We start from the raw sequence: 13,507 nt of genomic DNA, 5'->3' as shown, positions 1-13,507 counted from the left end.
ACTTAAACTAAAGGCTATTTTTTATCGTATATATTGTTTAAAAACAATTTATTATGAACTATCATTTTTGTAAAGTTGGTAAAATAAGACCAAACATAAGCAAGATATTGCATCTTGAAGATTTAGAAAATCAATATTCAAACTATATAGAGACAGCTTATAATGTTGAACAAACAGATATGAGTCTAAGTGACATTTTATTGTATGAGGCTAATAAGCTAAAACAAATCATCTTAAATTTAAAAGCATTTGATCCTAAAAAAGTTGATGGAGTTTTTCAAAATACTTAAATGCCTTTGTTAATCTTGAACCATACCAAGAAAAATACTCACCATCTACCAAAATAATTTTTGTGTCTTGAAATTTTCCTTCAAGCATATTTATGTGCTCCTTTTTAAAAGGATAAGGCTCACTAGACAACAAAATCACATCTAGGTCATCAGTACAAATAGTATCCATATTCACTTCTGGATAGCGCTCTATATGTTTAAAGTAATTCTCAAAATTATTAATTCGTAACATTTCATTTATAAATGTATTATTTGCTGCGACCATCCACGGGGATTTCCAAATAAAGTAAGCGACTTTTAACTTCGGTTTTTGTTCTATAAAATTGGTAAAGTTCTCAAACTCCTTTTGTATCGTACTATTAATATGTTTTGCTTTATTTTCTTCGGAAAACAACTCACCATACATTTTTATAAGTTCAAAGGAGTCTTCTAAATTATAGATATCACTGATATGAACAGGTGCAATTTTCTCTAATTCTAAAATCATTTCCTGTGTGTTCTCTTCCTTATTGCAAAGTATGATATCTGGCTTTAGCTCCCTTATTTTGTCAAAATGAACTTGTTTTGTTCCGCCAACAATGGTTTTATCTTTCCGAAGAAAAGAAGGATGCACACAAAATTTAGTAACACCAACTATTGAAGTTTCTAGACCTAAATCGACAAGTAGTTCGGTTTGGGAAGGCACTAAGGAAATGATACGTTTAGGTGTGCTATTGAGAACTATTGTTCTTTGAAGCTGGTCTTTGTATATCATGATGAGATGCTAAATCATACCTCGACTGCGCTCAGCACAAGAGTCTAGTATGACGGTTTATTTTAACAAAATTGATTCCATTTCACGTTGAAGTTCTTCTGCTTTTTTGGCAGCAGCTTGTGCAAAGTCATTTGAATTTGAAGCGTAAATAATCCCTCTTGAAGAATTTATTAATAACCCTACCTGGTCATTCATCCCATATTTACAAACGTCCTGAAGGTTTCCTCCTTGAGCACCAACGCCTGGAACTAACAAAAAACTATCTGGTATGATGTTCCTGATATCGGCAAGATATTCTGCTTTTGTAGCACCGACAACGTACATAAGATTTTTAGAATTTTTCCATGTTTTTGAGGTTTCCAAAACGCGTTTATACAATTCTAAACCGTCCACTTTTTTTGTCTGAAAATCAAAAGCACCTTCGTTTGATGTCAAAGCCAACAAGATGGTATGTTTATTTTCAAAAGCCAAAAAAGGCTCCACAGAATCTTTACCCATATAAGGCGCAATGGTTATACTATTAAATTCTAAATCCTCAAAAAATGCTTTAGCATACATGGTGCTCGTGTTACCAATGTCACCTCGTTTGGCATCTGCAATGGTAAAAATTTCTGGATACTTTTCATTAAGATATAAAATTGTTTTACTCAATGCTTTCCAACCTTTTAAACCATAAGCTTCATAAAACGCAGTATTTGGTTTGTATGCAACGCATAAATGGTGTGTGGCATCAATGATGGCTTTATTAAAAGCGAATATTGGATCTTCTTCTTTTAATAAGTGTTTTGGGATTTTATCTAAATCTACATCCAACCCTATACAGAGAAAGGAATTCTTTTTTTTGATTTGCTGTATTAATTGCTGTGTTGTCATTACAATAAATGTATAAATTTTATTATTTGCGGTAAAATTCCAATAAAAAAAAGCCTCAATTAAGAGGCTTAAAATTAAATTGTTTTATTTTTTTTGGCAAATGATTTCCCTTTTTTATAAATAGGGATTTTTAATCCTGCGTAAACATTTACAGCTTTGCTTTCACTTGATAACAAATTTGTGAGAGCAGAGTTAGAACCAATAAATAATGGACCAGCCCTAAAACCAATTCCTGCATTAAATCCGCTATAGTCCATAACACTTCATGGTAGATAAAAACTAAACCACTTACGTTCAAAACGAGGTGTAACAACAACTGCATTGTCAATTTTATTAGTGTTCAACTCATTTGCTTTGCGAAGTGATAGATCTGATCTTAAATTAATAAAAAACTGACTATCTAAATTATAATCGGCAGTGATGTGCAGTGCAGTAGGTAGTTTTACTTTTGTAAAATCTTCCGTAGCTATTCTTGTATAAAGGTTATTAAGTTTGTCTTCAAAATCTTCTTCAGATTCAAAAGTATTTTCATCAATGGAGTTGGTAATATCATATGTGTTTGCCTCTGCTCCTTCGTAATCGATACTTCCAATATCTGTAATGCTAACACCTAATTTTAATTTATAATTTGATCTCGATTCATCATCTAAATCACTTGGCGCTGGCCTCCATTCATATATAAAACCTATGTCTGCACCATAACCGCTGGCATCGCTTTCAAATTCAAAATCTGAATCATCCTCATTTTGACTAATTCCTTGTGAACTACCATATTCTATCAAACCTGTTGTTGTGATCGTTCCAACTTCAGGGGTAAAACCATCTGCATCATAATCTACCGAGAGATTAGTACCTTTCGCATAGGCATTACCTAGTCCTCTTAGATATTTTAAAGTGACACCACCCTTTAAGTAATGTTGCTCATTATTAATTAAAGTTCTGGCATATGCTACACCTATTTCTGCCCAGCCATGGAGCGTTGAGGTGAACTCATCTTCATTTAATGAAAAGTCGTTGGCAGAATCAAAGTCATCTTCAAAAGCATCAAATAGTTCTCCTTTTATTTCATTTATATTAAAAAATGCTCGTGCTCTAGTAATTACACCAATACTATGCTTTGGAGATAAGTTGAACATAAAAGAAGGACCCATAATATCTGCGCTAATTGCAAAATTATTGTTTTCTGCAGCATTAAATTGGTCATCCCCAATATCTGAACCTTCAAAAAGACTACCAAAATCTGTGTAGAAATAATCGTTGTTGACACTTGCATTTACAGAAGCAAGATTAACTTCTGTTCTCAATTTTGATCCTGTAAGATTTGCTGGGTTTAATGTTACACCGTGTAATCCCGAATAGTTATCTGACAAATAACCATAATAGTTTTGTGCTGATGCCATGTTGATCAAAAACAAGAACACCATAAAATTTAAAATTCTCATAATAAGTTAGGTTGGTTAGTAATTTATTTATTGGTTTATATATGCTCGTCACTTGCTTTTAACTTCTCAGTATTTTCAGCTAGCATAAGTTCGTCAAGTATTTTTTGAATGTCACCATTCATTATATTTTGTAAGTCGTAAAGTGTTAATCCAATTCTATGATCGGTTACACGACCTTGTGAATAATTGTAAGTTCTAATCTTCGCGCTTCTATCTCCAGAGCTCACCATAGAGCCTCGTTTTGCAGCGTCTTCTTCATTCTTTTTAGCTAATTCCATTTCGTATAATCTCGAACGTAATACCTTAAAAGCTTTCTCTTTATTTTTATGTTGTGATTTTTGGTCTTGACATTGTGCGACCAATCCTGTTGGCTCATGCGTTAATCTTACTGCGGAATATGTTGTATTCACAGATTGACCACCTGGACCGGAAGAACAGAAAAAATCTACACGAACATCTTTTGGATCTACTTCTATATCAAATTCTTCAGCTTCTGGAAAAACCATGCACGTTGCAGCACTTGTGTGCACTCGACCTTGAGTCTCTGTTTGTGGGACACGTTGAACGCGATGCACTCCAGCTTCAAATTTTAAAGTCCCATAAACATCATCACCTGAAACTTCAAATTGAATTTCCTTAAAACCTCCATTGGTTCCTTCGCTATAATCAACTGTATCTACTTTCCAGCCTTTGCTTTCGCAATATTTGGTGTACATTCTGTACAAATCTCCTGCAAAAATACTTGCCTCGTCTCCTCCAGTTCCCGCTCGCAATTCTACTACTGCGTTTTTGGAATCTTCAGGATCTTTCGGTATCAATAAAAAACGGATATCATCTTCTAACTTCGGAATTCCTTCTTTGGCTTCATCATATTGCATTTTTGCCATCTCAACCATTTCGGGATCACTACCATCTGAAATTATCTCTTCCGCCTCTTTTAAATTTTCTGTTAATTCAATATAAGCCTCACGTTTATCCATAAGTAAGCGCAAATCTTTATATTCTTTATTTAAGGCTACATAACGTTTTTGGTCTGTTATTATATCTGGCTGAATGATTAAATCACTCACCTCATCAAAACGCTGTTTTACTATTTGTAATTTCTCTAACATCTATTTTTTAAAAATTGTGATTCAAAAATACGATAAATTATGGATTTGTTATAGTGATTAAATTGTTAGTCTATGAAAATATTCTTTATACAATGAGCGTTATCCCTCTATGCGAAAGCAAGTTTCATCTATACTCAACTATTATAAACCCATGGCTTCATGGTCATTTATTGTTACACTAACGATAACAGTAATTCGACCAGAACTTATAGTTGTAATTTCTACAAAATTATTTTTGATTTTTGTACTTTGGTTTATGGTAAGCGACCGCAAGGTCAGGCAGCGACTGCAGTTTCACAAAATTAGAGGTGTTTCTAATTTAAGGTTCTTTTTTACAATTTTCCTTTTTGATAGTTTATTTACTACCGCTTTTATATTATTGGTCAAAGGATTTATTTAGATTAAAAATCTATAACCACACCAACTCCCAGTAATTGTTTCCATTGTACTTTTGCTCCTCTTTCTTCAAATTCATCTTCAACATCTGTAGCAACCAATGTTTTTATATTATCGTCATATCTTATATGAGACCCTAATGTAGCCTTTACATATTGATTAACTTTAAAATCAAATATGATTTCCCAATCTACATCTATATTACCAAAATTATCCAGATAATCTGTATAAAGGCTCAATTGATGTTTGACACTAATATTCTCAAATACAATAGCTTCATAGAAATTTGTAAATAAAATCCCCATCTCCACCCTTACACGCTCACCTTCACTTATCATATTTCCTTCCTCATCAAAAATCGCTGGTTCCACTCCAAAACTACCTGCATTTGATAAATCTTCATCTAGAACAAAGGTTGCCTTAAAGGTCAATGGCGAAAAATACAATGAGAATTTATCTAAATTTTTGCCATACTCTGTTCCTCCTCCCAAAAACATATATCCCGGAGCCATTAATCTCGAAATGGGATTATCTCGATTGGGATAATTATACCCATTTGAAAGTTGTGTTTTGAAATTAAAACGTCCCGAAAAGTACCAATTCGTTAAAGTATCTTCTCTATAACCTATAGTAGAAATCAACTCTAATTCGTCTTCCGTTTTTCTAAGTCTTTGCGCTTCTTGTTTGTTAACTCCGTAGCGTAACTGTGCAGAGTTTTTCCATTTATAATAACTATCATCGTAATTTAATTCTGATCGCACATTTAGCAGTGCAGAAATGGAATTACTCCCACCTGCATTCCAATTTACAAATGTAACTTCGCTAATATCTAGACCTGCTTTATTGGTTTGAATCCACTTATAGTCTGCCTTTTCTGCAGAAACAGAGTCCGTTTGAGCGTTTAAAAATTGAACTGAAAGCGCTAGTAGGAGACATGCGATCCTTATCATTTTAATAAATTTAATTTGGAAAATTATCTAATATTCAAAAGTACCGTATGGACTTTTTATGGTTAATTTTTTTTCTTCGGAAGATGTAACGCGACCAATAATCTTGGCATTAACATTAAAAGATTTTGAAATTTTAATAATCTCATCTGCAATGTCTGGAGTGACATATAACTCCATACGATGACCACAATTGAATACTTGATACATTTCTTTCCAATCGGTTTTGGATTGTTCTTGTATTAACTTGAATAACGGTGGAATTTCAAACATATTATCTTTTATAATATGAAGATTCTCTATAAAATGAAGAATTTTAGTTTGTGCTCCACCAGAACAATGGACCATGCCATGTAAGTTTTGCGAAGAAAAACGAAAAAGGATTTCTTTTATGATTGGTGCGTAGGTTCTGGTTGGTGATAACACCAATTTACCTGCGTCTAATGGTGAATTTTCTACTTTGTCTGTTAATTTAATTTGACCAGAGTAGACTAAGTCTTTAGGGACAGAGGCATCAAAACTTTCGGGATATCTGGTTGCCAATTCGTTATAAAAAACGTCATGACGTGCAGATGTGAGACCGTTACTTCCCATACCACCATTATACTCAGTTTCATACGTTGCTTGTCCAAAACTTTCTAAACCAACAATAACGTCACCACTTTTTATATTCGCATTATCTATAACATCACTGCGTTTCATACGAGCGGTTACAGTAGAATCCACAATGATGGTTCGAACTATATCGCCCACATCTGCTGTTTCGCCTCCTGTAGAATGTATGGTAACTCCAAAAGACTTGAGATCTTTAATAAGGTCTTCGGTTCCGTTTATAATTGCTGAAATGACTTCACCAGGAATCAAATTTTTATTGCGACCGATTGTCGAGGATAGCATGATATTATCTGTAGCACCAACACACAATAAATCATCAATATTCATGATTAATGCGTCTTGTGCAATACCCTTCCAAACTGAAATATCTCCAGTTTCTTTCCAATACATATAGGCCAATGCGCTTTTAGTACCTGCTCCATCTGCATGCATAATGAGGCAATAATCGTCGTTATTTGTTAAATAATCTGGAACGATTTTACAAAATGCTTTAGGGAACAGTCCTTTATCAATATGTTTTATAGCATTGTGAACATCTTCTTTTGATGCAGATACACCTCTTTGTGCATAGCGTTTACTAATATCTTGGCTCATTTGTTTATATTGAACCACAAAAATAAGAATTGTTAATTACAATTTGGGTCTATTTTATTTTGAAAACAATGAATTATAAAAACAAAAAAGACAAATAATTTTTAATTAAAATTATTTGTCTTTTTTTATGTTGACGATTGTAAAAAAAACGTCTATTATTTTTATGCGATTATCTCTTAGAATCTATTAAGATTCTACGTGAAAATTAACTTCGGTTTTTACAACGTCTTCTTGAGTTAAATTTTCATTAACTTCATTAGAGTCATCCTGTGAGAATAACAGTGTCGCAAACATAAGCGCAGCAACACTTAATAGTAATTTTTTCATTATGTCAAAAATTGATTAATAGCACTACAAATTTAATCAATTACATTAGTGATGGAGAAGGTTTAACTATATTTTCGATTAGTTGATGTATTAATGCGTTGAAATACGTTTTTGATAAGGAAATGTACGTAATTCTACGTAGATTATGGTTTTACAAAAATCGTTTTATGTGCTGTATCAGTAGTTTAGCGTGCTGTATAAGATAATTTTTGATTGTAAATATCTCAATAATTATTTATTATTAATAGTGTTTGACTGAATTATCGTTGCATCGTTTTTATTTAATTTTTTATTTCTTGAGCGAGACTTTGAAAGGAATCTTTTTCCGAAGTAAAATTGAACACCAATGGTAGCATTATAATATAGGCTATTCATGCTTTGAAGAAGTTGAGACCCCTTTTGTTCATTATAAACATAGTTTACCCCTAAGGCACCTACAATACTAACACATGAATTTACCATGAAGTCAAAACCAAGACCTCCCTGTACTTTATAATTTTTATCTTCAAAATCATTAGATATCAATAATCCTGGTCCAGCATAAAAAATTGGACTGAAATTATTTCTTGGCAGTAAAATCCATTCTAAATTTAGGTCTCCAGACAAAAAACCATTGTCTTTAAAATCATAATTTTTAATATCGAATTTTTTGATGTTACCACTTATAGCAATGCTTGGTGCTATAAATCGTTTGAATTTTAGTTCTATGAAATTTTCAAAATCTGGAGCACCAATATCATTGTTCATTAATGTACTGCCTCCTGATATAGAAATAGCGTTCTTTAATCTAATCGAACTATTCCAAAGAGAATCTGATGCAGACTTTTCTCCAATGTCCATCAATCCCTGTTGAGCAAAAGAAATTATGGAACAAAAAAATAGAAAGCTAAAAACCAATCTATTTTTAAAAATAGTCATTTTCATAATCACAATGTTTGGCTCATAAAATGAATACAAGCATTAATTACATTTGTTACAAGGGATTATCAATTAAGAGGGATAATAACTTAAAATCCTCTTTAGCTTCGTATTAACTGATAAAACTATAGCTAAAGAGAATTTTAAATTAGTAAACAAATAACTACATTCTAAAATTATATGAAAATATTCGTTTAGCTGTTTAAAATTATAGTCAAATGACCATTCTATCGATTAGAACAACTAGTTTGTAAATAAAAGTTCACGATATTTTGTTAGTGGCCATAACTCATCATCTACCAATAATTCTAACTTGTCACAGTGATAACGTATATCTTCAAATAATGGTTTCACCTTATTACAATACGCATCTGCTTTCTTGTCTAAATCTGAGATGCTATTTGCTTTTTTCCGCTCATCTGTCATTTTAGTTACATTAGAGTTGATACCTTCAATATGATTAGAAATATCTTCAATAAGAATAAGCTGTTCTTTAGCGAACTTTTTAAATGAGTCTCCATAAATCTCCTTGAGCCCTTTAACATTTTTAATCAAAATGTTTTGATAGCGAACCGCAGTTGGCACAACGTGATTTCTTGCTATATCACCTAATACTCTACCTTCTATTTGTATTCTTAAAGTATACTCCTCAATTTCAATTTCATAACGTGCTTCGGTTTCTATTTTATTCATTATACCCAAATCTTCAAAAAGAGAAATTGCTTTTTTGGATATTTTGGCTTTTAATGCTTCTGGTGTGGTTTTATTATTACTTAAACCACGCTTTTTTGCTTCCTTTTCCCAAGCTTCTCCGTAGCCATTCCCTTCAAAAAGAATCTTTTTTGACGATTTGATGTATTCTCTCAATACATTAAAAATAGCATCATCTTTTTTCATTGATTTTTTATCGATCAACTTTTCTACTTCTACTCTAAAATCGATAAGTTGTTTTGCAACTATCGCATTAAGAACAGTCATTGGATTGGCGCAATTTGCTGTCGAGCCCACAGCTCTAAATTCAAACTTATTACCTGTAAATGCGAATGGTGATGTACGGTTTCTATCGGTATTATCGAGTAACACATCTGGTATTTTACCAACAACATTCAATTTTAAATCTGTTTTTTCTTGAGGAGATAACTTACCATCTGTAACATTTTCCAATTCTTCTAGAACTTTTGTTAATTGCGCTCCAATAAATACTGAAATAATTGCAGGAGGAGCTTCATTTGCTCCCAAACGATGATCATTACTTGCCGATGCTATTGCTGCTCTCAACAATTCTTCATTTTCGTGAACCGCTTTAATTGTATTTATAAAAAATGTCAAAAACTGAAGGTTACTCATTGGCGTCTTCCCTGGACTTAATAAGTTGATACCAGTATTAGTACTTAAACTCCAATTGTTATGTTTTCCAGATCCATTAACTCCTGCAAATGGCTTTTCGTGAAACAATACTTTAAAATTGTGACGAGCAGCTATCTTATCCATCACATCCATTAATAATGAATTATGATCTACCGCTAGATTGGCTTCTTCAAATATTGGCGCTAATTCAAATTGATTTGGAGCCACTTCATTGTGCCTTGTTTTTACCGGAATACCCAATAACATGCACTCCGTTTCTAAATCGCGCATGTAAGCCATAGCACGATTGGGAATTGTACCAAAGTAATGATCATCTAACTGTTGACCTTTAGCTGGAGAATGTCCCAGTAAGGTTCTACCTGTTTGTACGATGTCTGGTCTGGACATTGCCAAACCACTGTCTATTAAAAAGTATTCCTGCTCCCAACCTAATGAGGCATTTACCTTTTTTACATTTTTATCAAAATATTTACAAACAGCTACTGCTGCAGAATCAACCGATTGCAAAGCACGCAACAATGGAGTCTTATAATCTAAAGCCTCTCCAGTATAAGCTACGAACACCGTTGGAATACATAATGTGGTTCCGTAGATAAAAGCTGGAGATGTTGGGTCCCATGCAGTATACCCTCGTGCCTCAAAAGTATTTCTTATGCCTCCATTTGGAAAACTTGATGCATCTGGCTCTTGTTGGACTAATTGTCCGCCACCAAATTTCTCAATTGCTAAACCATTACCAATAGTTTCAAAAAAGGCGTCATGTTTTTCTGCTGTTGCACCTGTTAATGGTTGAAACCAATGCGTATAATGGGTTGCACCTTTATTGATAGCCCATTCTTTCATACCTGTAGAAATATGATCTGCGACGGTTCTATCAATTTTTGACCCATTGCTTATGGCGTCCATGACGCTTTCATAAGCTTCTTTGGTTAAGTACTGTCTCATTGAAGCTTCGCTGAAAACGTTGGCTCCGAAGATTTCAGATCGCCTTACGTTTTCTTCAATATGAACAGGTTTATTTTTAAATACTCTTTTTAGTGCGTGAAATCTTAATGTTGACATATGAATTATTGTTTTATCAGTTTTATAGGGTAAATTTAATGAATTTTAAATTTTCCGAAGAATTTACCCTTAAAAAAATAGGGTATTAATAATTGTTAATAACATTTTATTTAAAATTGCCCTATTTTTTTTGACATATTCATAAAATGACTAATATTTGCATTTTAAAATATTTTAAAATTCACAACAGCACATGAGTAAATCTAAATTAGAATATATTTGGTTGGATGGCTATTTCCCAACACAAAATATGAGAAGTAAAACTAAAGTGGAAAACGACTTTAGTGGAAAATTAGAGGACTGCCCTATTTGGTCTTTTGATGGATCTTCTACAAAACAAGCTTCAGGAGGATCTTCTGATTGTTTATTAAAGCCTGTTGCAATTTATCCAGATCCAGCAAGGAGAGATGGATATTTAGTAATGACTGAAGTTTTAAATGCAGATGGTACGCCTCACATTTCTAATGGAAGAGCTACTATCGAGGATGAGGATGAAGATTTCTGGTTTGGATTTGAGCAAGAATATTTTATTATGGATAGAGCCACTCAATTACCTTTAGGGTTCCCTATTGGTGGATATCCTGCTCCTCAAGGTCTTTATTATTGCTCAGTTGGTGGAAAGAACACTCACGGACGAGGTTTAGTTGAAGAACATGCAGACCTTTGTATTGATGCTGGTTTAAATTTTGAAGGGATCAACCAAGAGGTTGCTTCTGGACAATGGGAATTTCAATTATTTGCAAAAGGCGCAAGAAAGGCTGGAGATGAAATTTGGATTGCACGCTATTTATTGGACCGTTTAACAGAACAGTACGGGTACTATATTGAATACCATCCTAAGCCACTTGGAAAAGACATGGATTGGAATGGATCTGGTATGCACGCTAATTTCTCTAACAGTGTTTTAAGAACTTGCGGAAGTAAAGAAACCTATGAAAGAATTTGTGAAGCATTTAGACCAGTCGTAAAAGAGCATATTGCTGTTTATGGAGAGTTTAACGATCAACGTTTAACAGGAGATCACGAAACCGCATCTATCAATGACTTTAGTTATGGGGTTTCAGATCGTGGTGCTTCTATTCGTATCCCGATTATCACTGTAGAGAAAGGTTGGAAAGGATGGTTAGAAGATCGTCGTCCAGCATCTAATGGTGATCCATACAAAATTGCAGGTCGTATTATCAAGACTGTAAAATCTGCTAATATTAGTTAAAATATATTTTTTAAATTGTTATTAAAGCACCTTTTCATTGATTTGAGAAGGTGCTTTTTTTCTTCGGAAAATTTATAGACTGCGCATTTCCGCAGAAAAAACGAATATCTCTAGGCTCCTTTAAAGGCCAAGAAAATAAAAGCACCATAGGCTATCACCAATATCAGCCCTTTGTATCTGGATATGTTCATTTTCTTCGGAATTAAAATCAAGGGAATCAATATTGCTGCAAAAGCTAACATCCAAAATATATCTTTATCTAAAATAGAGGCGTCCGTAACAGGGATTGTTTTTATAATAGATGTCAATCCTAAAACAGAAGCAATATTAAAAATGTTTGATCCTATTAAGTTACCAAGCGATAATGCTTTTTCCTTTTTTAAAGCTGCAATCACAGAGGCTGCCAATTCTGGAACGCTCGTCCCAATTGCAATTACAGTAGCTGCGATAACCGCATCACTTACACCCAATGTAGTCGCTAATTCCTTTGCGCCATCAACCAACCAAACCGATCCAAAATAGAGCGCAGCTGCTCCAATAAGAAGCCAAATTATAATTTTGACATTTGATACGACAGCTAAACTCTCATCAACCTCTTCTACAACAACATCTTTTTTTGCAGATCTAATGAGTACTATTAAAAAAACGATGAGACCTATAAATAACACAGCACCTTCTATGCCACTGAGTTGATTATCATTCCATAGAAAATAGTAAAGAGCTAGAGAGAATATCATCATTACTGGCCAATTCAATTTATAAAATGACTTGTCTACTGCAATGGAACTTACCAATGCGGTTATCCCCAAAACCAAACCTATATTAGCGATGTTAGAACCTATTACATTGTTTAAGGCAATTGCTGGAGACCCTGTTAATGCAGCATTTAGACTCACCAATAATTCTGGAGCAGACGTTGCAAAACTTACAACGGTCATACCTATGACCATTTTGGAAATATTCAATTTAAATGATAACGCGACGGAAGAACGCACCAAAAACTCACCTCCCACCACTAATAATAACAGTCCCAAAATGATCCAAACTATACTCATAAATCTTTTTTATTATGCTTTTTTATAAAGTTATTTATTTTATTTCACGAAGATAACATAATACCAAATAAACAATGTAAAAACATCTCAAACTTAAATTTTAGTTAAATAACTAAATAAACAGTTGTATAACTATAAAAATAGTTATATGTTTGGTTAAGGCAAATTAAAAAAACGATTTATGCAAAAACTAACCAATAAAGAAGAAGAAATCATGCACATTCTATGGAAGCTGGAAAAAGCTTTTGTTAAAGACGTTCTTGCAGAGATTGAAACCGATAAACCACATTATAACACCCTATCAACAATTATTAGAAACCTGGAAGACAAAGGTTATGTGAGCTATAATGCTTATGGTAAGACGCACCAATATTTTCCAATTGTTAGTAAAGAGGCTTACAAAAAGCGTTTTATGAATACCGCTATTGAAAACTACTTCAACAACTCTTACAAAAACGTAGTCTCCTTTTTTGCAAAAGAAGAAAAAATAAGCGTTGACGAACTCAAAGAGATTATAAAACTAATAGAAAATAAAGCCTAA

At 33.2% G+C, this 13,507-nt stretch carries 14 protein-coding genes; 3 read left to right on the top strand and 11 right to left on the bottom strand.

The window, feature by feature from the left end; translation table 11 throughout:
• Positions 1-53: 53 nt before the first annotated feature.
• On the top strand, positions 54-290 hold the full coding sequence (locus GQ40_RS02800) for a Lacal_2735 family protein (protein ID WP_047545560.1): 237 nt from the start codon (positions 54-56) through the stop codon (positions 288-290).
• Here GQ40_RS02800 and GQ40_RS02795 read toward each other — a convergent pair.
• The 10 genes from GQ40_RS02795 to GQ40_RS02755 all read right to left on the bottom strand — a co-directional run bounded on the left by GQ40_RS02795 (position 256) and on the right by GQ40_RS02755 (position 10,698).
• A complete protein-coding gene (locus GQ40_RS02795) occupies positions 256-1,044 on the bottom strand; it encodes an ABC transporter substrate-binding protein (RefSeq protein ID WP_047545558.1) in 789 nt (262 codons plus the stop codon). The two genes, GQ40_RS02800 and GQ40_RS02795, sit on opposite strands and share 35 nt — an antisense overlap.
• Positions 1,045-1,101: 57 nt before the next feature.
• Complete coding sequence (gene pyrF, locus GQ40_RS02790; protein ID WP_047545557.1) at positions 1,102-1,917, bottom strand: orotidine-5'-phosphate decarboxylase; 816 nt, start codon at positions 1,915-1,917, stop codon at positions 1,102-1,104.
• 74 nt (positions 1,918-1,991) lie between these two features.
• On the bottom strand, positions 1,992-2,174 hold the full coding sequence (locus GQ40_RS17005) for a hypothetical protein (protein WP_052184125.1): 183 nt from the start codon (positions 2,172-2,174) through the stop codon (positions 1,992-1,994).
• 6 nt (positions 2,175-2,180) lie between these two features.
• Positions 2,181-3,359 carry a DUF5723 family protein gene (locus GQ40_RS02785; protein WP_156115505.1) on the bottom strand — a complete coding sequence of 393 codons (1,179 nt, stop codon included), beginning with the start codon at positions 3,357-3,359 and terminating at the stop codon, positions 2,181-2,183.
• A gap of 35 nt (positions 3,360-3,394) precedes the next feature.
• Positions 3,395-4,471: a peptide chain release factor 1 gene (prfA, locus tag GQ40_RS02780; RefSeq protein ID WP_047545555.1), complete on the bottom strand. Its 1,077-nt coding sequence runs from the start codon at positions 4,469-4,471 to the stop codon at positions 3,395-3,397.
• Positions 4,472-4,872: 401 nt separating this feature from the next.
• Positions 4,873-5,817, bottom strand: a complete 945-nt coding sequence (locus GQ40_RS02770) for a DUF3078 domain-containing protein (protein WP_047545550.1) — start codon at positions 5,815-5,817, stop codon at positions 4,873-4,875.
• A gap of 27 nt (positions 5,818-5,844) precedes the next feature.
• Positions 5,845-7,023 carry an AIR synthase related protein gene (locus tag GQ40_RS02765; RefSeq protein ID WP_047545548.1) on the bottom strand — a complete coding sequence of 393 codons (1,179 nt, stop codon included), beginning with the start codon at positions 7,021-7,023 and terminating at the stop codon, positions 5,845-5,847.
• Between the two features lie 186 nt (positions 7,024-7,209).
• On the bottom strand, positions 7,210-7,350 hold the full coding sequence (locus GQ40_RS17535; RefSeq protein ID WP_156115504.1) for a hypothetical protein: 141 nt from the start codon (positions 7,348-7,350) through the stop codon (positions 7,210-7,212).
• A gap of 231 nt (positions 7,351-7,581) precedes the next feature.
• Positions 7,582-8,190, bottom strand: a complete 609-nt coding sequence (locus GQ40_RS02760; protein WP_156115503.1) for a hypothetical protein — start codon at positions 8,188-8,190, stop codon at positions 7,582-7,584.
• 321 nt (positions 8,191-8,511) lie between these two features.
• Positions 8,512-10,698 carry a glutamine synthetase III gene (locus tag GQ40_RS02755; protein ID WP_047545544.1) on the bottom strand — a complete coding sequence of 729 codons (2,187 nt, stop codon included), beginning with the start codon at positions 10,696-10,698 and terminating at the stop codon, positions 8,512-8,514.
• 193 nt (positions 10,699-10,891) lie between these two features.
• Here GQ40_RS02755 and GQ40_RS02750 point away from each other — a divergent pair, with 193 nt between their 5' ends.
• The gene (locus GQ40_RS02750; RefSeq protein ID WP_047545542.1) at positions 10,892-11,911 is read left to right on the top strand and encodes a glutamine synthetase beta-grasp domain-containing protein; all 1,020 of its coding nucleotides are present in this window, start codon (positions 10,892-10,894) and stop codon (positions 11,909-11,911) included.
• Between the two features lie 110 nt (positions 11,912-12,021).
• Here the strand turns inward: GQ40_RS02750 and GQ40_RS02745 are convergent, their stop codons facing one another.
• Entirely contained in the window at positions 12,022-12,966 is a 945-nt protein-coding gene (locus GQ40_RS02745; RefSeq protein ID WP_047545540.1) for a calcium/sodium antiporter, read from the bottom strand.
• Positions 12,967-13,147: 181 nt separating this feature from the next.
• Here GQ40_RS02745 and GQ40_RS02740 point away from each other — a divergent pair, with 181 nt between their 5' ends.
• Positions 13,148-13,507, top strand: coding sequence for a BlaI/MecI/CopY family transcriptional regulator (locus GQ40_RS02740; RefSeq protein ID WP_047545538.1), 360 nt, complete (start codon positions 13,148-13,150; stop codon positions 13,505-13,507).

This window comes from Psychroserpens sp. Hel_I_66 (genome assembly GCF_000799465.1).
Lineage (GTDB): Bacteria > Bacteroidota > Bacteroidia > Flavobacteriales > Flavobacteriaceae > Psychroserpens.
The sequence above is the reverse complement of the archived record's forward strand: the minus strand, read 5'-3'. Positions and strand labels throughout refer to the sequence as shown.

What these genes read in the sequence shown, in the direction of transcription:
- GQ40_RS02800 (WP_047545560.1), top strand. Translation starts at nt 54, where the DNA reads ATGAACTATCATTTTTGTAAAGTTGGTAAAATAAGACCAAACATAAGC.
- GQ40_RS02795 (WP_047545558.1), bottom strand. Translation starts at nt 1,044, where the DNA reads ATGATATACAAAGACCAGCTTCAAAGAACAATAGTTCTCAATAGCACA.
- pyrF (WP_047545557.1), bottom strand. Translation starts at nt 1,917, where the DNA reads ATGACAACACAGCAATTAATACAGCAAATCAAAAAAAAGAATTCCTTT.
- GQ40_RS17005 (WP_052184125.1), bottom strand. Translation starts at nt 2,174, where the DNA reads ATGGACTATAGCGGATTTAATGCAGGAATTGGTTTTAGGGCTGGTCCA.
- GQ40_RS02785 (WP_156115505.1), bottom strand. Translation starts at nt 3,359, where the DNA reads ATGAGAATTTTAAATTTTATGGTGTTCTTGTTTTTGATCAACATGGCA.
- prfA (WP_047545555.1), bottom strand. Translation starts at nt 4,471, where the DNA reads ATGTTAGAGAAATTACAAATAGTAAAACAGCGTTTTGATGAGGTGAGT.
- GQ40_RS02770 (WP_047545550.1), bottom strand. Translation starts at nt 5,817, where the DNA reads ATGATAAGGATCGCATGTCTCCTACTAGCGCTTTCAGTTCAATTTTTA.
- GQ40_RS02765 (WP_047545548.1), bottom strand. Translation starts at nt 7,023, where the DNA reads ATGAGCCAAGATATTAGTAAACGCTATGCACAAAGAGGTGTATCTGCA.
- GQ40_RS17535 (WP_156115504.1), bottom strand. Translation starts at nt 7,350, where the DNA reads ATGAAAAAATTACTATTAAGTGTTGCTGCGCTTATGTTTGCGACACTG.
- GQ40_RS02760 (WP_156115503.1), bottom strand. Translation starts at nt 8,190, where the DNA reads ATGGACATTGGAGAAAAGTCTGCATCAGATTCTCTTTGGAATAGTTCG.
- GQ40_RS02755 (WP_047545544.1), bottom strand. Translation starts at nt 10,698, where the DNA reads ATGTCAACATTAAGATTTCACGCACTAAAAAGAGTATTTAAAAATAAA.
- GQ40_RS02750 (WP_047545542.1), top strand. Translation starts at nt 10,892, where the DNA reads ATGAGTAAATCTAAATTAGAATATATTTGGTTGGATGGCTATTTCCCA.
- GQ40_RS02745 (WP_047545540.1), bottom strand. Translation starts at nt 12,966, where the DNA reads ATGAGTATAGTTTGGATCATTTTGGGACTGTTATTATTAGTGGTGGGA.
- GQ40_RS02740 (WP_047545538.1), top strand. Translation starts at nt 13,148, where the DNA reads ATGCAAAAACTAACCAATAAAGAAGAAGAAATCATGCACATTCTATGG.